The organism is Vibrio jasicida 090810c (assembly GCF_002887615.1).
GTDB classification, from domain to species: domain Bacteria; phylum Pseudomonadota; class Gammaproteobacteria; order Enterobacterales; family Vibrionaceae; genus Vibrio; species Vibrio jasicida.
In genome coordinates, this window is record NZ_CP025792.1 from 2,633,616 (window position 1) to 2,653,760 (window position 20,145).

General features: G+C 47.2%; 5 protein-coding genes, 3 tRNA genes, 5 rRNA genes and 1 riboswitch. Of the genes, 10 read left to right on the forward strand and 3 right to left on the reverse strand.

Annotated elements, in window-relative coordinates; genetic code table 11:
• Positions 1-187: 187 nt before the first annotated feature.
• The 8 genes from C1S73_RS12590 to C1S73_RS12625 all read left to right on the forward strand — a co-directional run bounded on the left by C1S73_RS12590 (position 188) and on the right by C1S73_RS12625 (position 8,997).
• A 23S ribosomal RNA gene (locus C1S73_RS12590) occupies positions 188-3,078 on the forward strand.
• A 90-nt stretch (positions 3,079-3,168) separates the two neighbouring features.
• Positions 3,169-3,285 (forward strand): 5S ribosomal RNA (gene rrf / locus C1S73_RS12595).
• Between the two features lie 367 nt (positions 3,286-3,652).
• Positions 3,653-5,205: ribosomal RNA gene (locus tag C1S73_RS12600) — 16S ribosomal RNA — on the forward strand.
• Between the two features lie 65 nt (positions 5,206-5,270).
• A tRNA-Ile gene (locus C1S73_RS12605) sits at positions 5,271-5,347 on the forward strand.
• 39 nt (positions 5,348-5,386) lie between these two features.
• A tRNA-Ala gene (locus tag C1S73_RS12610) sits at positions 5,387-5,462 on the forward strand.
• 291 nt (positions 5,463-5,753) lie between these two features.
• A 23S ribosomal RNA gene (locus tag C1S73_RS12615) occupies positions 5,754-8,644 on the forward strand.
• A gap of 90 nt (positions 8,645-8,734) precedes the next feature.
• Positions 8,735-8,851 (forward strand): 5S ribosomal RNA (gene rrf / locus C1S73_RS12620).
• Together the 16S, 23S and 5S rRNA genes with 3 tRNA genes alongside form the textbook arrangement of a ribosomal RNA operon.
• A 69-nt stretch (positions 8,852-8,920) precedes the next feature.
• Positions 8,921-8,997 (forward strand) — tRNA-Asp (locus C1S73_RS12625).
• Between the two features lie 997 nt (positions 8,998-9,994).
• Here C1S73_RS12625 and C1S73_RS12630 read toward each other — a convergent pair.
• Positions 9,995-11,320 carry a cation:proton antiporter gene (locus tag C1S73_RS12630; protein WP_038864598.1) on the reverse strand — a complete coding sequence of 442 codons (1,326 nt, stop codon included), beginning with the start codon at positions 11,318-11,320 and terminating at the stop codon, positions 9,995-9,997.
• Positions 11,321-11,509: 189 nt separating this feature from the next.
• Between C1S73_RS12630 and metH the strand changes: the two genes are divergently transcribed.
• Positions 11,510-15,190: a methionine synthase gene (metH, locus tag C1S73_RS12635; protein WP_038864597.1), complete on the forward strand. Its 3,681-nt coding sequence runs from the start codon at positions 11,510-11,512 to the stop codon at positions 15,188-15,190.
• Between the two features lie 75 nt (positions 15,191-15,265).
• Here the strand turns inward: metH and lysC are convergent, their stop codons facing one another.
• On the reverse strand, positions 15,266-16,618 hold the full coding sequence (gene lysC / locus C1S73_RS12640) for a lysine-sensitive aspartokinase 3 (RefSeq protein ID WP_038864595.1): 1,353 nt from the start codon (positions 16,616-16,618) through the stop codon (positions 15,266-15,268).
• Positions 16,619-16,739: 121 nt separating this feature from the next.
• A riboswitch (Lysine riboswitch) is annotated at positions 16,740-16,918 on the reverse strand.
• A gap of 224 nt (positions 16,919-17,142) precedes the next feature.
• On the opposite strand from lysC, the gene C1S73_RS12650 reads away from it, so the two are divergent.
• Positions 17,143-18,264: a pyridoxal-phosphate-dependent aminotransferase family protein gene (locus C1S73_RS12650; protein WP_038864592.1), complete on the forward strand. Its 1,122-nt coding sequence runs from the start codon at positions 17,143-17,145 to the stop codon at positions 18,262-18,264.
• 56 nt (positions 18,265-18,320) lie between these two features.
• On the opposite strand, the gene C1S73_RS12655 is transcribed toward C1S73_RS12650, so the two are convergent.
• The gene (locus C1S73_RS12655; RefSeq protein WP_038864590.1) at positions 18,321-20,105 is read right to left on the reverse strand and encodes a PglL family O-oligosaccharyltransferase; all 1,785 of its coding nucleotides are present in this window, start codon (positions 20,103-20,105) and stop codon (positions 18,321-18,323) included.
• Positions 20,106-20,145: the final 40 nt, after the last annotated feature.

Here is a 20,145-nt window from a genome sequence, read left to right on the forward strand (position 1 = left end):
TAAAGTTCTCAATGTTTGTCTTTAAGACAAACACCAAAAAACACATTCAAGTGTTCTTGGGAATATCACTTTTAAAGTGATTATTCGAAATTGAGTCCGGCAAAATCGAAATGTCTCTCGCTCATTCAAATAATGAGAGACAACTTTGGTGATTTGATTATCAACTCGAAACTCCTTCGGGTTGTATGGTTAAGTGACTAAGCGTACACGGTGGATGCCTTGGCAGTCAGAGGCGATGAAGGACGTATTAACTTGCGATAAGCCCAGATTAGGTAGTAAAAACCACTTGAGTCTGGGATTTCCGAATGGGGAAACCCACTAGCATAAGCTAGTATCGCTGCGTGAATACATAGCGCAGCGAGGCAAACCGGGGGAACTGAAACATCTAAGTACCCCGAGGAAAAGAAATCAACCGAGATTCCGAAAGTAGCGGCGAGCGAAATTGGACTAGCCCTTAAGCTTTATATGCGTTAGACGAACGGTCTGGAAAGTCCGGCAATAAAGGGTGATAGCCCCGTAGTTGACAACGCACATTCAGTGAAATCGAGTAGGGCGGGACACGTGATATCCTGTCTGAATATGGGGGGACCATCCTCCAAGGCTAAATACTACTGACTGACCGATAGTGAACCAGTACCGTGAGGGAAAGGCGAAAAGAACCCCTGTGAGGGGAGTGAAATAGAACCTGAAACCGTGTACGTACAAGCAGTAGGAGCACCTTCGTGGTGTGACTGCGTACCTTTTGTATAATGGGTCAGCGACTTATATTCAGTGGCAAGGTTAACCATCTAGGGGAGCCGTAGCGAAAGCGAGTGTTAACTGCGCGACTTAGTCGCTGGATATAGACCCGAAACCAGGTGATCTAGCCATGGGCAGGTTGAAGATTGAGTAACATCAATTGGAGGACCGAACCGACTAATGTTGAAAAATTAGCGGATGACTTGTGGCTAGGGGTGAAAGGCCAATCAAACCTGGAGATAGCTGGTTCTCCCCGAAAGCTATTTAGGTAGCGCCTCGGACGAATACTACTGGGGGTAGAGCACTGTTAAGGCTAGGGGGTCATCCCGACTTACCAACCCTTTGCAAACTCCGAATACCAGTAAGTACTATCCGGGAGACACACGGCGGGTGCTAACGTCCGTCGTGGAGAGGGAAACAACCCAGACCGCCAGCTAAGGTCCCAAATTATTACTAAGTGGGAAACGATGTGGGAAGGCTCAGACAGCCAGGATGTTGGCTTAGAAGCAGCCATCATTTAAAGAAAGCGTAATAGCTCACTGGTCGAGTCGGCCTGCGCGGAAGATGTAACGGGGCTAAGTAATAAACCGAAGCTGCGGCAATGAAGTTTACTTCATTGGGTAGGGGAGCGTTCTGTAAGCCGTTGAAGGTGTGTTGTAAAGCATGCTGGAGGTATCAGAAGTGCGAATGCTGACATGAGTAACGATAAAGGGGGTGAAAAACCTCCTCGCCGGAAGACCAAGGGTTCCTGTCCAACGTTAATCGGGGCAGGGTAAGTCGACCCCTAAGGCGAGGCCGAAAGGCGTAGTCGATGGGAAACGGGTTAATATTCCCGTACTTCTTACAATTGCGATGGGGGGACGGAGAAGGCTAGGTGGGCCTGGCGACGGTTGTCCAGGTTCAAGTGCGTAGGCTGAAGAGTTAGGTAAATCCGGCTCTTCTTAAGGCTGAGACACGACGTCGAGCTACTACGGTAGTGAAGTCATTGATGCCATGCTTCCAGGAAAAGCCTCTAAGCTTCAGATTGTAAGGAATCGTACCCCAAACCGACACAGGTGGTCGGGTAGAGAATACCAAGGCGCTTGAGAGAACTCGGGTGAAGGAACTAGGCAAAATGGTACCGTAACTTCGGGAGAAGGTACGCTCTTGATGGTGAAGTCCCTTGCGGATGGAGCTGACGAGAGTCGCAGATACCAGGTGGCTGCAACTGTTTATTAAAAACACAGCACTGTGCAAAATCGTAAGATGACGTATACGGTGTGACGCCTGCCCGGTGCCGGAAGGTTAATTGATGGGGTTAGACTTCGGTCGAAGCTCTTGATCGAAGCCCCGGTAAACGGCGGCCGTAACTATAACGGTCCTAAGGTAGCGAAATTCCTTGTCGGGTAAGTTCCGACCTGCACGAATGGCGTAATGATGGCCACGCTGTCTCCACCCGAGACTCAGTGAAATTGAAATCGCTGTGAAGATGCAGTGTACCCGCGGCTAGACGGAAAGACCCCGTGAACCTTTACTACAGCTTGGCACTGAACATTGACCCTACATGTGTAGGATAGGTGGGAGGCTTTGAAGCACAGTCGCTAGATTGTGTGGAGCCGTCCTTGAAATACCACCCTTGTAGTGTTGATGTTCTAACGTCGACCCCTTATCGGGGTTGCGGACAGTGCCTGGTGGGTAGTTTGACTGGGGCGGTCTCCTCCCAAAGAGTAACGGAGGAGCACGAAGGTGGGCTAATCACGGTTGGACATCGTGAGGTTAGTGCAATGGCATAAGCCCGCTTGACTGCGAGAATGACAATTCGAGCAGGTGCGAAAGCAGGTCATAGTGATCCGGTGGTTCTGTATGGAAGGGCCATCGCTCAACGGATAAAAGGTACTCCGGGGATAACAGGCTGATACCGCCCAAGAGTTCATATCGACGGCGGTGTTTGGCACCTCGATGTCGGCTCATCACATCCTGGGGCTGAAGTCGGTCCCAAGGGTATGGCTGTTCGCCATTTAAAGTGGTACGCGAGCTGGGTTTAGAACGTCGTGAGACAGTTCGGTCCCTATCTGCCGTGGGCGTTGGAAGATTGAAGGGGGCTGCTCCTAGTACGAGAGGACCGGAGTGGACGAACCTCTGGTGTTCGGGTTGTGTCGCCAGACGCATTGCCCGGTAGCTAAGTTCGGAATCGATAACCGCTGAAAGCATCTAAGCGGGAAGCGAGCCCTGAGATGAGTCTTCCCTGATACTTTAAGTATCCTAAAGGGTTGTTCGAGACTAGAACGTTGATAGGCAGGGTGTGTAAGCGTTGTGAGGCGTTGAGCTAACCTGTACTAATTGCCCGTGAGGCTTAACCATACAACACCCAAGGGGTTTTGATGGACTCAATGCAAGAACGATTGAATGTGTAGTAGAACTTAAAATCAGTTTTCCGAATTAAAGAATTTGCTTGGCGACCATAGCGATTTGGACCCACCTGACTTCCATTCCGAACTCAGAAGTGAAACGAATTAGCGCCGATGGTAGTGTGGGGTTTCCCCATGTGAGAGTAGGACATCGCCAGGCTTTATTTCGCACTTGCTTATTTAATAAGCAAGTCACCATAAGGTTCTAAATTATTTTAGAGTTTTATGTTGACTTTCAAAGTGAAAGGCGTATTATACGCACCTCGCTTAAGTGCTAAGGCACTGAAAGCCAAGCTCTTTAACAATATAGACCTATCAATCTGTGTGGGCACTCGTTGATGATAATCCAATTAGAAACTTCGGTTTCAAATTAGGTTTCAATGAACTGAGTGACCAATCAAGTCTTCGGACTTGGCACAGTCAATTCATTATCATTCTGTTGGAATGGTAATAGCTTTAAAATTACTTCTTACTTTCGAGTAAGGATGAGTTTTGAAGTCAGTATTCGTTGAGCCGAACAAAATCTTAAATTGAAGAGTTTGATCATGGCTCAGATTGAACGCTGGCGGCAGGCCTAACACATGCAAGTCGAGCGGAAACGACTTAACTGAACCTTCGGGGAACGTTAAGGGCGTCGAGCGGCGGACGGGTGAGTAATGCCTAGGAAATTGCCCTGATGTGGGGGATAACCATTGGAAACGATGGCTAATACCGCATAATGCCTACGGGCCAAAGAGGGGGACCTTCGGGCCTCTCGCGTCAGGATATGCCTAGGTGGGATTAGCTAGTTGGTGAGGTAATGGCTCACCAAGGCGACGATCCCTAGCTGGTCTGAGAGGATGATCAGCCACACTGGAACTGAGACACGGTCCAGACTCCTACGGGAGGCAGCAGTGGGGAATATTGCACAATGGGCGCAAGCCTGATGCAGCCATGCCGCGTGTGTGAAGAAGGCCTTCGGGTTGTAAAGCACTTTCAGTCGTGAGGAAGGTGGTAGTGTTAATAGCACTATCATTTGACGTTAGCGACAGAAGAAGCACCGGCTAACTCCGTGCCAGCAGCCGCGGTAATACGGAGGGTGCGAGCGTTAATCGGAATTACTGGGCGTAAAGCGCATGCAGGTGGTTTGTTAAGTCAGATGTGAAAGCCCGGGGCTCAACCTCGGAATAGCATTTGAAACTGGCAGACTAGAGTACTGTAGAGGGGGGTAGAATTTCAGGTGTAGCGGTGAAATGCGTAGAGATCTGAAGGAATACCGGTGGCGAAGGCGGCCCCCTGGACAGATACTGACACTCAGATGCGAAAGCGTGGGGAGCAAACAGGATTAGATACCCTGGTAGTCCACGCCGTAAACGATGTCTACTTGGAGGTTGTGGCCTTGAGCCGTGGCTTTCGGAGCTAACGCGTTAAGTAGACCGCCTGGGGAGTACGGTCGCAAGATTAAAACTCAAATGAATTGACGGGGGCCCGCACAAGCGGTGGAGCATGTGGTTTAATTCGATGCAACGCGAAGAACCTTACCTACTCTTGACATCCAGAGAACTTTCCAGAGATGGATTGGTGCCTTCGGGAACTCTGAGACAGGTGCTGCATGGCTGTCGTCAGCTCGTGTTGTGAAATGTTGGGTTAAGTCCCGCAACGAGCGCAACCCTTATCCTTGTTTGCCAGCGAGTAATGTCGGGAACTCCAGGGAGACTGCCGGTGATAAACCGGAGGAAGGTGGGGACGACGTCAAGTCATCATGGCCCTTACGAGTAGGGCTACACACGTGCTACAATGGCGCATACAGAGGGCAGCAAGCTAGCGATAGTGAGCGAATCCCAAAAAGTGCGTCGTAGTCCGGATTGGAGTCTGCAACTCGACTCCATGAAGTCGGAATCGCTAGTAATCGTGGATCAGAATGCCACGGTGAATACGTTCCCGGGCCTTGTACACACCGCCCGTCACACCATGGGAGTGGGCTGCAAAAGAAGTAGGTAGTTTAACCTTCGGGAGGACGCTTACCACTTTGTGGTTCATGACTGGGGTGAAGTCGTAACAAGGTAGCGCTAGGGGAACCTGGCGCTGGATCACCTCCTTATACGATGATTACTCACGATGAGTGTCCACACAGATTGATACGGTTTATAAGTAAGAGACGATACTGGGTCTGTAGCTCAGGTGGTTAGAGCGTTCGCCTGATAAGCGAGAGGTCGGTGGTTCGAGTCCACTCAGACCCACCAATTTCTTTTGAAATTGGTATGCAGTATCGACACCTTGATGGGGCTATAGCTCAGCTGGGAGAGCGCCTGCCTTGCACGCAGGAGGTCTGCGGTTCGATCCCGCATAGCTCCACCATCTTTAAGTGTTCTTGAAAAAGAATCTTTAAAAATGGTTTTCATCAGAAAATCTAGCTCTTTAACAATTTGGAAAGCTGACAAAACAATCTTTAAGATTGTTTGTAAAGTTCTCAATGTTTGTCTTTATGACAAACACCAAAAAACACATTCAAGTGTTCTTGGGAATATCACTTTTAAAGTGATTATTCGAAATTGAGTCCGGCAAAATCGAAATGTCTCTCGCTCATTCAAATAATGAGAGACAACTTTGGTGATTTGATTATCAACTCGAAACTCCTTCGGGTTGTATGGTTAAGTGACTAAGCGTACACGGTGGATGCCTTGGCAGTCAGAGGCGATGAAGGACGTATTAACTTGCGATAAGCCCAGATTAGGTAGTAAAAACCACTTGAGTCTGGGATTTCCGAATGGGGAAACCCACTAGCATAAGCTAGTATCGCTGCGTGAATACATAGCGCAGCGAGGCGAACCGGGGGAACTGAAACATCTAAGTACCCCGAGGAAAAGAAATCAACCGAGATTCCGAAAGTAGCGGCGAGCGAAATTGGACTAGCCCTTAAGCTTTATATGCGTTAGACGAACGGTCTGGAAAGTCCGGCAATAAAGGGTGATAGCCCCGTAGTTGACAACGCACATTCAGTGAAATCGAGTAGGGCGGGACACGTGATATCCTGTCTGAATATGGGGGGACCATCCTCCAAGGCTAAATACTACTGACTGACCGATAGTGAACCAGTACCGTGAGGGAAAGGCGAAAAGAACCCCTGTGAGGGGAGTGAAATAGAACCTGAAACCGTGTACGTACAAGCAGTAGGAGCACCTTCGTGGTGTGACTGCGTACCTTTTGTATAATGGGTCAGCGACTTATATTCAGTGGCAAGGTTAACCATCTAGGGGAGCCGTAGCGAAAGCGAGTGTTAACTGCGCGACTTAGTCGCTGGATATAGACCCGAAACCAGGTGATCTAGCCATGGGCAGGTTGAAGATTGAGTAACATCAATTGGAGGACCGAACCGACTAATGTTGAAAAATTAGCGGATGACTTGTGGCTAGGGGTGAAAGGCCAATCAAACCTGGAGATAGCTGGTTCTCCCCGAAAGCTATTTAGGTAGCGCCTCGGACGAATACTACTGGGGGTAGAGCACTGTTAAGGCTAGGGGGTCATCCCGACTTACCAACCCTTTGCAAACTCCGAATACCAGTAAGTACTATCCGGGAGACACACGGCGGGTGCTAACGTCCGTCGTGGAGAGGGAAACAACCCAGACCGCCAGCTAAGGTCCCAAATTATTACTAAGTGGGAAACGATGTGGGAAGGCTCAGACAGCCAGGATGTTGGCTTAGAAGCAGCCATCATTTAAAGAAAGCGTAATAGCTCACTGGTCGAGTCGGCCTGCGCGGAAGATGTAACGGGGCTAAGTAATAAACCGAAGCTGCGGCAATGAAGTTTACTTCATTGGGTAGGGGAGCGTTCTGTAAGCCGTTGAAGGTGTGTTGTAAAGCATGCTGGAGGTATCAGAAGTGCGAATGCTGACATGAGTAACGATAAAGGGGGTGAAAAACCTCCTCGCCGGAAGACCAAGGGTTCCTGTCCAACGTTAATCGGGGCAGGGTAAGTCGACCCCTAAGGCGAGGCCGAAAGGCGTAGTCGATGGGAAACGGGTTAATATTCCCGTACTTCTTACAATTGCGATGGGGGGACGGAGAAGGCTAGGTGGGCCTGGCGACGGTTGTCCAGGTTCAAGTGCGTAGGCTGAAGAGTTAGGTAAATCCGGCTCTTCTTAAGGCTGAGACACGACGTCGAGCTACTACGGTAGTGAAGTCATTGATGCCATGCTTCCAGGAAAAGCCTCTAAGCTTCAGATTGTAAGGAATCGTACCCCAAACCGACACAGGTGGTCGGGTAGAGAATACCAAGGCGCTTGAGAGAACTCGGGTGAAGGAACTAGGCAAAATGGTACCGTAACTTCGGGAGAAGGTACGCTCTTGATGGTGAAGTCCCTTGCGGATGGAGCTGACGAGAGTCGCAGATACCAGGTGGCTGCAACTGTTTATTAAAAACACAGCACTGTGCAAAATCGTAAGATGACGTATACGGTGTGACGCCTGCCCGGTGCCGGAAGGTTAATTGATGGGGTTAGACTTCGGTCGAAGCTCTTGATCGAAGCCCCGGTAAACGGCGGCCGTAACTATAACGGTCCTAAGGTAGCGAAATTCCTTGTCGGGTAAGTTCCGACCTGCACGAATGGCGTAATGATGGCCACGCTGTCTCCACCCGAGACTCAGTGAAATTGAAATCGCTGTGAAGATGCAGTGTACCCGCGGCTAGACGGAAAGACCCCGTGAACCTTTACTACAGCTTGGCACTGAACATTGACCCTACATGTGTAGGATAGGTGGGAGGCTTTGAAGCACAGTCGCTAGATTGTGTGGAGCCGTCCTTGAAATACCACCCTTGTAGTGTTGATGTTCTAACGTCGACCCCTTATCGGGGTTGCGGACAGTGCCTGGTGGGTAGTTTGACTGGGGCGGTCTCCTCCCAAAGAGTAACGGAGGAGCACGAAGGTGGGCTAATCACGGTTGGACATCGTGAGGTTAGTGCAATGGCATAAGCCCGCTTGACTGCGAGAATGACAATTCGAGCAGGTGCGAAAGCAGGTCATAGTGATCCGGTGGTTCTGTATGGAAGGGCCATCGCTCAACGGATAAAAGGTACTCCGGGGATAACAGGCTGATACCGCCCAAGAGTTCATATCGACGGCGGTGTTTGGCACCTCGATGTCGGCTCATCACATCCTGGGGCTGAAGTCGGTCCCAAGGGTATGGCTGTTCGCCATTTAAAGTGGTACGCGAGCTGGGTTTAGAACGTCGTGAGACAGTTCGGTCCCTATCTGCCGTGGGCGTTGGAAGATTGAAGGGGGCTGCTCCTAGTACGAGAGGACCGGAGTGGACGAACCTCTGGTGTTCGGGTTGTGTCGCCAGACGCATTGCCCGGTAGCTAAGTTCGGAATCGATAACCGCTGAAAGCATCTAAGCGGGAAGCGAGCCCTGAGATGAGTCTTCCCTGATACTTTAAGTATCCTAAAGGGTTGTTCGAGACTAGAACGTTGATAGGCAGGGTGTGTAAGCGTTGTGAGGCGTTGAGCTAACCTGTACTAATTGCCCGTGAGGCTTAACCATACAACACCCAAGGGGTTTTGATGGACTCAATGCAAGAACGATTGAATGTGTAGTAGAACTTAAAATCAGTTTTCCGAATTAAAGAATTTGCTTGGCGACCATAGCGATTTGGACCCACCTGACTTCCATTCCGAACTCAGAAGTGAAACGAATTAGCGCCGATGGTAGTGTGGGGTTTCCCCATGTGAGAGTAGGACATCGCCAGGCTTGTATTTTATTTTCACTTTTTATGAAAAAGTGAAGACAAAAACTTAGACTTAAATGTCTAACCAGTGCGGAGCGGTAGTTCAGTTGGTTAGAATACCGGCCTGTCACGCCGGGGGTCGCGGGTTCGAGTCCCGTCCGCTCCGCCACTTATTTAAAAACCCAGTCTTCGGACTGGGTTTTGTCATTTTAAAGCTCAAAAATGTTCCCTTTCAGGGAATGAGTCCCGGTTGCCCGCAACCCCGGCCGTCAGCCACTTATTCCAGACCTCAGCAGAAATGCTGAGGTCTTTTCACGTTTGCGATGTTATTTTTTTGGTCTACGACCAACGAGTCCCGCTTGTGTGCAAGCCCAGCCGCTCCGCCACTTATTTAGAAACCCAGTCTTCGGACTGGGTTTTGTCGTTTAAAAGGAAAGAGGTTTTCCCTTGTCAGGGAACGAGTCTCGGTCGCCTGCAACTCCGGGCTAGGCGTCCTCGCCGATTCGCTACTTATTCAGACAAAACTCCCCAGCAGAAATGCTGGGGGGGGGCGTATTTGCGATATTACTTTGGTCTACAACCAACGAGTCCAATTGAGTGCAAGCCCAGTCGTTCAGTCACTTATTTGAAAGTCTTGCTAGAAATAACAACTCTGGCATCCACAAATTTCTTCGTTGCTTGTTGTGGGCTGCTAGTGCCATACCAATCTGTCAGATTACTAGCCAGGTTAATCCATTATCTTTTGCACATATTTGCCACTCCATCATCACTTTCCAAGAGTTAACTCCATGCATATCACACCTCGTCTGCAATATTGGTGTAGTTCGTAATGCTCTGGTTTGCTACATGATATTTTCATAGCCTTACTCTATCGGGTTCAATGTTGTGCCATATTCCGCCTGTAAACGAGCTGTTGTATTTTGTGCCCAAATCTTACTTAGTCTTGAAACTAAGCATCGACAGATTCAACCTTAGTGTAGCTAGGAATCTTGAGGATTGTTTTAATTTGAGTTTTTAGTATTGACTGGAGTTTGTTGATATTGGAAGGATATCAGAGCGTGGTGATGTTTGAGGGAAATCAGCCAGTCTATTCTATTAATAGCTGCTTGGTTCAGGCATAAAAAAGGCAGCCAATCGGCTGCCTAATTTTTCAATTATAAGAGAGTTTATTCTTGAGAGACTTTAGTTTCATGCTTAGCAACAGAAGCTTCGGCTTCCATTTCTTTCTCTGCTTGCTTCGCTTTCTCAATCATTGGCGTTATCGTTGAGCCTTGAATAAGGATCGAGAAAACTACAACAGAGTAGGTCATCACCATGATGATCTCTTTCACATCAATCAGTTTTTCTGGGATGACTAAAATACCTGATGGAATTGATAGTGCCATTGCTAAAGCTAGACCTCCACGTAATCCACCCCAAGTTAGAATCTTCACGGACCATGGGTTGTACTTTCTGTAGCGTTTAAAGCCAATATAAGGAATAAAGACACTTAGGTAACGGGCACCAAGTACTAGCGGCACAGATATCGCCATCATAATCCAGTCTTCTTTATGGAATTCGAATAGCAACATCGACATACCGATTAGAAGGAATAGTACACCATTCAAGAATTCGTCGACCAACTCCCAGAAATGGTCTAGGTGGTCTTCACTTTCTTTTGAGAAGCCGATAAAGCGTGTCCAGTTACCAATCATGATGCCAGAGACTACCATTGCAAGTGGTCCTGAAACATGGAGATATTCAGCTAGAGCATAACCTGCTGTAGGAACGCCAATCGTTAATAATAGTTCCATGGAGTGGTCATCGGTCGCACTAATCAAGTAGTGGAAAACTAACCCTAATACGAAGCCGTAAACAATACCGCCAATTGCTTCTTGGATGAATAGAAGGGTTACGCTACCAACCGTCGGGGCTTCTGTACCAAATGCGATCGTGAATAGAGTGACAAAGATAACGAGACCGAAACCATCGTTAAACAGAGACTCGCCTTCAATTTGTGTTGAAATGCGTCTTGGAGCGTCCAATTTCTTCACAATAGCGAGAACCGCAATCGGGTCGGTTGGAGAGATAAGTGCGCCAAACAGTAAGCAGTAAACAAGGTCAAACTGAATACCAATAACTTGGCAAAAACCGTAAAGAACAAAACCAATGAAGAATGTGGAGAAGAGCGTTGCACCTAAAGCGAGTACCGTAATTTCCCACTTTTGATCTTTAAGGTTGGGAAGTTTGATACCCAAACCACCGGCAAAAAGCAGGAAGCCGAGTATGCCTTTCAGAAGAAAATCTTCGAAATTTATGCTGGTGACGGTTTCTGTGGCAATCTCAGTAAGATGAAACCAATCGTTTTGACCTGCGATTAGAATGAGAAGTGAAAGGATCATCGAACCAGCGGTAATGGCGATGGTCGTTTGCATCTTTCCTATCTTGCTGTTTACAAAGGCGATAACCATTGCTGCCGCGGATAGAAAACATAAAGTATGATAGACCGACATAGAGCTCTCTATTTGTAACATTTTATGAATGGAATTCTCGGCCGATGTTGTCTAAATAGCAAACATTTTTTCGTGATTATTTTGTAACTCGAGACAATACAAAATAATTACAATTCCTATTTTAGACGTCTAGACTCCTGTTGCTTGTGTGATAGGATGGAGAAATAACAAAAGGAATGAGGCTGTACTGTGGGAAGTAATGTAAGACAACAGATTGAAGCTCAGTTAAAGCAACGTATTCTTCTGATCGATGGTGGTATGGGCACCATGATTCAGGGTTACAAACTTGAAGAGCAAGATTATCGAGGAGAGCGCTTTGCCGATTGGCATTGCGATCTAAAAGGCAACAACGATTTGTTGGTGCTTAGTCAGCCTCAATTGATAAAAGAGATACACACTGCTTATTTAGAAGCAGGTGCTGATATTTTAGAGACCAATACCTTCAACGCCACGACCATCGCGATGGCGGATTATGATATGGAAGGTCTCAGTGAAGAGATTAACTTCGCGGCTGCTAAGCTGGCCCGTGAAGCCGCTGATGAATGGACGGCAAAGACTCCTGACCGTCCGCGTTATGTTGCCGGTGTACTTGGACCAACCAACCGTACTTGTTCTATCTCTCCTGACGTAAATGACCCAGGTTATCGTAATGTTTCGTTTGATGAGCTAGTTGAAGCTTATTCCGAGTCAACTCACGCCTTAATTAAAGGTGGTTCTGACCTTATTCTAATCGAGACGATCTTTGATACGTTGAATGCCAAAGCTTGTGCTTTTGCAGTTGATTCCGTCTTTGAAGAGCTAGGATTTAAACTTCCAGTTATGATTTCAGGCACGATTACGGACGCGTCTGGACGAACACTATCTGGGCAAACAACCGAAGCTTTCTATAATTCGTTACGCCATGTGAATCCTCTTTCGTTCGGTTTGAACTGTGCACTTGGGCCTGACGAATTGCGACCGTATGTAGAAGAGTTATCACGTATATCTGAATCCTTTCTCTCTACTCATCCAAATGCGGGTTTGCCGAACGCATTTGGTGAATATGACCTTTCACCTGAAGATATGGCTGAACATGTTAAAGAGTGGGCAGAGAGTGGTTTCTTAAATTTAATTGGTGGTTGTTGTGGTACGACACCAGAACACATCCGTCACATGGCAATGGCAGTTGAGGGGGTGAAGCCTCGAGAGTTACCTGATCTTACCGTTGCTTGCCGCTTGTCAGGTCTTGAGCCACTAACTATTGAAAAAGAAACCTTGTTTATCAACGTGGGTGAGCGCACGAACGTAACTGGCTCTGCTCGTTTTAAACGCCTGATCAAAGAAGAGCTCTACGATGAAGCTCTTGAAGTAGCTCGTCAACAAGTAGAGAACGGGGCTCAGATTATCGATATCAACATGGATGAAGGTATGTTGGATGCTGAAGCCTGTATGGTTCGCTTCCTTAATCTATGTGCATCTGAGCCAGAGATATCAAAAGTACCAATCATGGTTGACTCTTCTAAGTGGGAGGTTATCGAAGCTGGCTTGAAGTGTATTCAAGGCAAAGGCATTGTTAACTCTATCTCTTTGAAAGAAGGGAAGGAGAAGTTTGTTGAACAAGCGAAGTTGATCCGTCGTTATGGTGCGGCCGTTATTGTGATGGCATTTGATGAACTTGGTCAGGCGGAAACACGAGAACGTAAACTTGAAATTTGTACCAATGCGTATCGAATCCTTGTTGACGAAGTTGGCTTCCCGCCAGAAGACATTATCTTTGATCCAAACATTTTTGCTGTCGCGACGGGTATTGAAGAACACAACAATTACGCAGTGGACTTCATCGAAGCGGTGGCTGATATCAAACGCGACTTACCTCATGCGATGATCTCTGGTGGTGTCTCTAACGTTTCCTTCTCATTCCGCGGTAATAACTATGTTCGTGAAGCGATTCATGCGGTATTCCTGTACCACTGTTTTAAAAATGGCATGGACATGGGTATCGTTAACGCGGGTCAGCTAGAAATCTACGATAACGTTCCTGACAAGTTGCGTGAAGCGGTAGAAGATGTGGTTCTCAACCGTCGTGATGATTCAACTGAGCGACTACTTGATATCGCCGCCGAATACGCAGGAAAGGGTGTTGGCAAAGAAGAAGATGCTTCTGCTCTAGAGTGGCGTACTTGGCCAGTAGAAAAACGTTTAGAGCATGCGCTGGTAAAGGGCATCACGGAGTTTATTGTCGAAGACACAGAAGAGGCCCGTTTAAATGCCTCCAAGCCATTAGAAGTGATTGAAGGCCCTCTCATGGATGGCATGAACGTGGTTGGTGACTTGTTTGGGGAAGGTAAGATGTTCCTTCCGCAGGTGGTTAAGTCTGCTCGTGTAATGAAACAAGCGGTTGCCCACCTTGAACCTTTCATTAACAAAGAAAAGCAAGCGGGCTCATCGAATGGCAAAATCTTGCTCGCGACGGTGAAAGGTGACGTTCACGATATTGGCAAGAATATCGTTGGTGTAGTTTTGCAGTGTAACAACTACGAAATCATTGACCTTGGTGTCATGGTGCCGTGCGAAAAGATCCTCAAAGTAGCGAAAGAAGAGAATGTCGACATTATTGGTTTATCAGGCCTTATCACCCCTTCTCTTGATGAAATGGTTCACGTAGCAAAAGAGATGGAGCGTCTTGATTTTGATTTGCCACTCTTGATTGGCGGTGCAACGACGTCAAAAGCGCATACTGCGGTTAAGATTGAACAAAACTACAAGAACCCAGTGGTATATGTGAATAATGCTTCGCGAGCGGTTGGAGTATGTACATCATTGTTGTCTGATGAACTTCGTCCTGCGTTTGTGGAGAAGCTGGATGAGGATTACGTCCGTGTCCGTGATCAACACAACCGCAAAAAGCCAAGAACCAAGCCGGTCACTTTAGAAGAAGCTCGTGCCAATAAGGTTGCTATTGATTGGGACGTTTACACACCGCCAGCACCCGTTAAGCCAGGTATCCATGTTTTTGACGACTTCGATATTGCGACATTGCGTCAGTACATCGATTGGACGCCTTTCTTTATGACGTGGTCTCTCGTTGGTAAGTACCCGACCATTTTTAAACATTCAGAGGTTGGTGAAGAGGCGAAGCGTTTGTTTAAAGATGCAAATGATTTGCTGGATCGAGTTGAACGTGAAGGATTGCTTAAGGCTCGTGGTATGTGTGGTTTGTTCCCCGCTGCGAGTGTTGGCGATGATATCGAAGTCTACACAGATGAATCACGTACCGAAGTAGCGAAAGTTTTGCTCAATTTACGTCAGCAGACCGAGAAACCAAAAGGGTTCAACTATTGCCTTTCTGATTATGTTGCTCCGAAAGAGTCGGGTAAAAAAGATTGGATTGGCGCATTTGCAGTGACTGGTGGAATCGGTGAGCGTGAACTCGCAGATGAATACAAAGTACAAGGCGATGATTACAACGCTATTATGATTCAAGCGGTTGCGGATCGTCTGGCAGAAGCATTTGCTGAGTGTCTGCATGAACGAGTACGTAAAGAAATTTGGGGCTATGCGGCAGAAGAAGCACTCTCTAATGAAGACCTGATTCGTGAAAAGTACCAAGGTATTCGACCTGCTCCAGGTTATCCAGCATGCCCTGAACATACCGAGAAAGGACCTCTTTGGGAATTGATGAATGTTGAAGAGAATATTGGTATGTCTTTGACCTCGAGCTATGCGATGTATCCAGGAGCCTCTGTTTCTGGGTGGTACTTCTCCCATCCAGACTCACGTTATTTTGCGATCGCTCAGATCCAAGAGGATCAGATGTTAAGTTACGCTGATCGCAAGGGCTGGGATAGGATCGAGGCTGAAAAGTGGCTCGGTCCAAATATTAACGGTTAAATCGATCCACACGCAAAAGAAAAGGGCTGCTACGTGCAGCCCTTTGTTTTATTCGTCCAGAGTATTTAGTAGCGATTATTGCTCGAATAGCTCTGTGTGCAGTTTCTGAATAGCTTGTCGTGATACAGACTCATGAACAAGGAAACATAAGTTATGTGGGCTTGCACCGTAACAAATCATACGTAAGTTGAAGTCCTCTAGTGTTCCGAAGACTTGCTTAGCGTAGCCTTTGCTCTCGCTCATGTTGTTACCAATCAGAGCGACTAAACAGAGGTCGTGCTCAACTTCTACTGTACACAATTCTTCGAGCTCTTCGCGTACTGCCTGTGGTAGCTGTGGAGCACCACCTGATGTGTCTGTTTGATCGAGAGTGAGTGACACACTGATTTCAGATGTGGTGATCAAGTCTACTGAGATCTTGTGTTTAGCCAGGATCTCGAACACTTTCGCTAAGAATCCGTAAGCATGGAACATGTTCACGCTGCGCAGAGTGACCATAGTTTGATTGCAACGAAGAGCAAGGGCTCGGAATAGCGGTGAGCTCTCTACTTGGTGTCGAATCCACGTACCACCTTTTTCTGGCTCTTTAGAAGAGCCAACGAAGACCGGAATATCGTGACGGAGTGCTGGTACCAGAGTAGAAGGGTGAAGGATCTTCGCACCGAAGTTTGCCATCTCTGATGCTTCGCTAAAGCTGATCTCAGGAATTGGTGACGCTTTGGGGGCTATTCGTGGGTCGGTAGTGTAAATGCCCGGAACGTCAGTCCAGATCTCTAAGCCCGCGGCTTTAACACCTTCAGCAATCAAAGCTGCGCTGTAGTCACTACCACCGCGACCCAATGTCGTGGTGTTGCCTTCTTCATCTGAGCCAATAAAGCCCTGTGTAATGACGACATGTTTTTGGCAAAGAGGAACCAGCTGTTCTTGCGCTAGCATTGAAATACTTGCTAGTTGTGGTTCTGCGCGGCCAAAGTTGCCATCTGTTTTTAAAATATCTCGAATATCAAAACGAGCGGCGTTGATGCCTCTTTCTCGCATTAACTGAGCAAGAATATGAGTCGACATCAGCTCGCCACATGCCACTAAATGGTCAGTCAGTTTGGTGCTTGCTTGAATAGAGGCCGCTTCTGCAAGGCTTGTGACTGTATCTAGAATCTCGTAAACCTCGGCAGCCGCTTTAGTAGCATCTTCTAATCGAGATAAAATTGATTCATGAATATCGGCTAATTTTTGCAGCACTTTAGCGCGATGTACTTGGTCCTGAACACCGTTTGCTAGTTCGACCAAAAGGTTGGTCACGCCAGAACAAGCACTACTCACGACAAGGCGGGTATTTGGATTGTTTTCTATAATGGTGGCACAACGGCTCATTGCCTCAAAGTTGGCAACACTGGTTCCACCGAATTTCGCTACGTTAAATGCGCTCACTGCGTTCTCCCACGACTTCCTAAAAAATAACAACATCAATTGGTTGCCAATACATCCAATGTTTTGGTGAGGAAAGGAACAGAGCAAATAGAGAGGTATTTAGAATGTAATTTGAAAATTTACCCTCAGAAGCCCTTCATCAGACTGCGCTGATGACAGTTGATGGGACTCAACCCAAGTCAACCGATAAGCCAAATCCTGCAACTTTGACTTACCTCGGCACTACTCCCCCTGAGTGATTGGTATTGGAATTGCGGCTCCACAAATCACCTGCCTGGGTAGTGCTCCTCTTCTGCATAAAGCTCAAACATTGAACGGTTTTGTTGTCACAATGTCAACCAATATCTCCAACCAGAATGAAAGTTTTTATTAACGAATTTGTGACAGTGGTTTGACCTCTATACTTAGAGCTAATTGCCGATAGAGAAAAAATCTATTAGGGTGAAAAGTTCGATACCTGAGCCAACCTTTTAAATAGAATTTTTATAACGCTCAGGATGAATGACTGCAATCAAGGAGCTGACATGCCGATCCAAAGCTTTATTCCCCCACATCGTATTCTGATGGGACCTGGTCCATCTGATATTTCACCTCAAGTTTTGCAAGCCTTGAGCCGCCCAACGGTTGGCCATCTAGACCCGCTTTTTATTGCGATGATGGATGAGCTAAAACAACTGCTCAAATACGCCTTCCAAACTGAGAACGAATTCACCATCGCCGTTTCTGCTCCGGGCAGTGCGGGCATGGAAACGTGTTTCGTCAACCTGATTGAAAAGGGTGACAAAGTTATCGTCTGTCGCAATGGTGTTTTCGGTGAGCGCATGCGTGAAAACGTAGTCCGTGCTGGTGGTGAAGCAGTTGTTGTGGATGATGAGTGGGGCACGCCAGTATCGGTTAATAAAGTTGCAGAAGCGTTAAAGCAGAACCCTGATGCGAAGATCCTTGCTTTTGTTCATGCAGAAACATCGACAGGGGCAGTAAGTGATGCTCAAACGTTGAGTAAGCTAGCCAAACAATACGGTTTATTATCGATTGTGGATGCGGTGACATCACTCGGTGGTGTGCCTCTTAAGGTTGATGAGTGGCAGTTGGATGCTGTGTACTCAGGAAGTCAGAAGTGCTTGTCGTGTGTACCGGGGTTATCACCTGTGACGCTTTCTCCTGCTGCCATAGAGAAGATTCAAGCCAGAAAGACACCGGTTCAAAGCTGGTTCTTGGATCAAAGCTTAGTATTAGGTTACTGGAGTGGAGAGGGCAAACGCAGCTATCACCATACAGCACCAGTGAACAGCTTATATGCACTTCATGAGGCACTACTTATCCTGAAGAACGAAGGCTTAGAAAATGCGTGGGCACGCCATCAATTGATGCATGAGAAGCTAAAAGCAGGATTACAGAAGTTGGGTTTTGAATTTGTGGTAGAAGAAGAGTACCGCTTACCACAACTTAACGCGATTTATGTTCCAGAGGGCATTGATGAAGCTAAAGTGCGTCATCATCTCCTTGAAACCTACAACCTTGAGATTGGTGCGGGCTTGGGAGCGCTTGCCGGCAAAGCATGGCGAATTGGTTTGATGGGCTATGGTGCTCGACCTGAAAATGTTGCTTTGTGTTTGCGTGCTTTAGAAGAATCGCTGACTGAGTAAAATGATTCGACAACGAGATAAAGAAAAGCGAAGGTCATCCCTTCGCTTTTTTATGTTTATTGATCAGCACCAGAAGTTGGCGTTGGTGAAGCTGATACGGCTTGAGAAGGCGGTTGATAATTGACGCCACTGAAATCAACCTTAGGAAACAAGAATTGTGCCTCTGCACGGATTTGTTCTGCCTTGCTCGTATCATCCAGTCCTTGGTATGCAAGGATTAGGTTGTTGTAGAACGCTGGACGGGGCTTATCTTTAATTATCTCCAAAGACCAATCAATGTAAGGCTGAATCAAGGTTGGATCTTGCTTGTACAATCCAATATTCAAGAAAGTACTGTATACATCCCAGTCGAAACGATCTTTCCAAACTACAGGGTTTGTCACCTGATTCAGGATGTCCGGATTGGTTGGGCGCGTGGTCTCAAACTTAGTTAATACGTAGTTGGTATGCAGAGCACTCACCATATAAAAACTGAATACGACTGGAATTACTAAGCTGCAAACACGAAGTAAACTCTTAGTCACTCGGCTAAAAGGTGCCTGACGGTAGCGAGAGACTCGCTGGTCAACCCAGTACAGTAGGATTATGAAGATGATCCAATGCACCAGCGAGTGGTAAAACGGATACTCTAGCTGTGAATGGAGGATGATAGGGATGAAGAGGGCGAGTAAGGCTAGACGTGTCCCTCGTTTGGCCTGATAGATTCGGTGTAGCACTAACGCCATCGCGAGGAAAATCCCCAAGATTGGTAACAACCCGCCTTCTACAGACCAATATAAGAGTTCGTTATGTGGGTGATCCATCGATGGTAAACCCGCAGGGTAACTCTCATTTAGAGCGTGTTGGCGAGCCGTATAGAGCATGTATTCCGATTCAAATTTACCATAACCGTAACCAGTAAATGGTTTTTCAATCACCATATCGAGCGTTTGTGGGAAGGTGTAAGCTCTCGGAGATTCCATGTTCACTTTTTCACTGGCTAATCCGCTACCATCAGGAAAAGCGATCTGCATGATCACAATAGATAAAGCCAAACCTGTTGCCATTGCAACTACCCAACGTACGAACCTAGCTTTAGTTGCGAAGCGGTACATGTACGGAATGACTAATAGGATCGCGATGATAGAAGCAAGCCACCCTGTTCGAGATGCCAATGCGACAATCAGCGGCAGGGTAAGTACTGGCACAGCATAAAGCAGATAGATATCGCTAAGCTTACGCGAATATTTATAAGGTTGACGGACAAGCAGATAACTTGCGATCACTAAGCCTGTCGCAAGAAAACTCGCCATGACATTGGGCTGTTGGAATATACCATAAGGACGATTAGCAACAGTGTCGTACCCAAATACGTTACCTGGCTTGAGGTAAAGGTATTGAGTGAGGCCAAATAGAGCCTCTATCACAGCCGCAAGAACGATAAACCACAGTAAACGTTGGCGATGTTTGTTACTGAAATGGAATTGCTGCAACACAATAAAAAACAGCATGCCGCACCACAGGCCAATTAATTTATTCGCTGCCAGTGCGCTATCCGCATTTGGATAAAAGATAGGCAATGTCATGATGATGCAGCTAATCAACAGACCAATCGTTAATTTGGAATAGCGTAATACACGGTTGGTCGCAAGTTGGTAGCAGCCGATCCCGAGCGCAAAGCTGAACGCCATCCACGTGGTTGCGTTAAAAGACAATGCGAGCCCTGAACCGCCCGGATTTGGCATAAAAAAGTGCATCGCCAGCAAAAAGAGTGCTGCTAGCGCGATGAGGAACTTGCGATTAAGAGGAACTTGCACTTTACCTGGAGAAAGCTTGGTTCCACTGACGTGTATAGTAGCCATAGTTATTGTGTTGTTTTGAATGAAAAAAGACCAGCAATGG

Coding starts and splice junctions, on each gene's coding strand:
- C1S73_RS12650 (WP_038864592.1), top strand. CDS start 17,143: ATGCCGATCCAAAGCTTTATTCCCCCACATCGTATTCTGATGGGACCT.
- C1S73_RS12655 (WP_038864590.1), bottom strand. CDS start 20,105: ATGGCTACTATACACGTCAGTGGAACCAAGCTTTCTCCAGGTAAAGTG.
- C1S73_RS12630 (WP_038864598.1), bottom strand. CDS start 11,320: ATGTCGGTCTATCATACTTTATGTTTTCTATCCGCGGCAGCAATGGTT.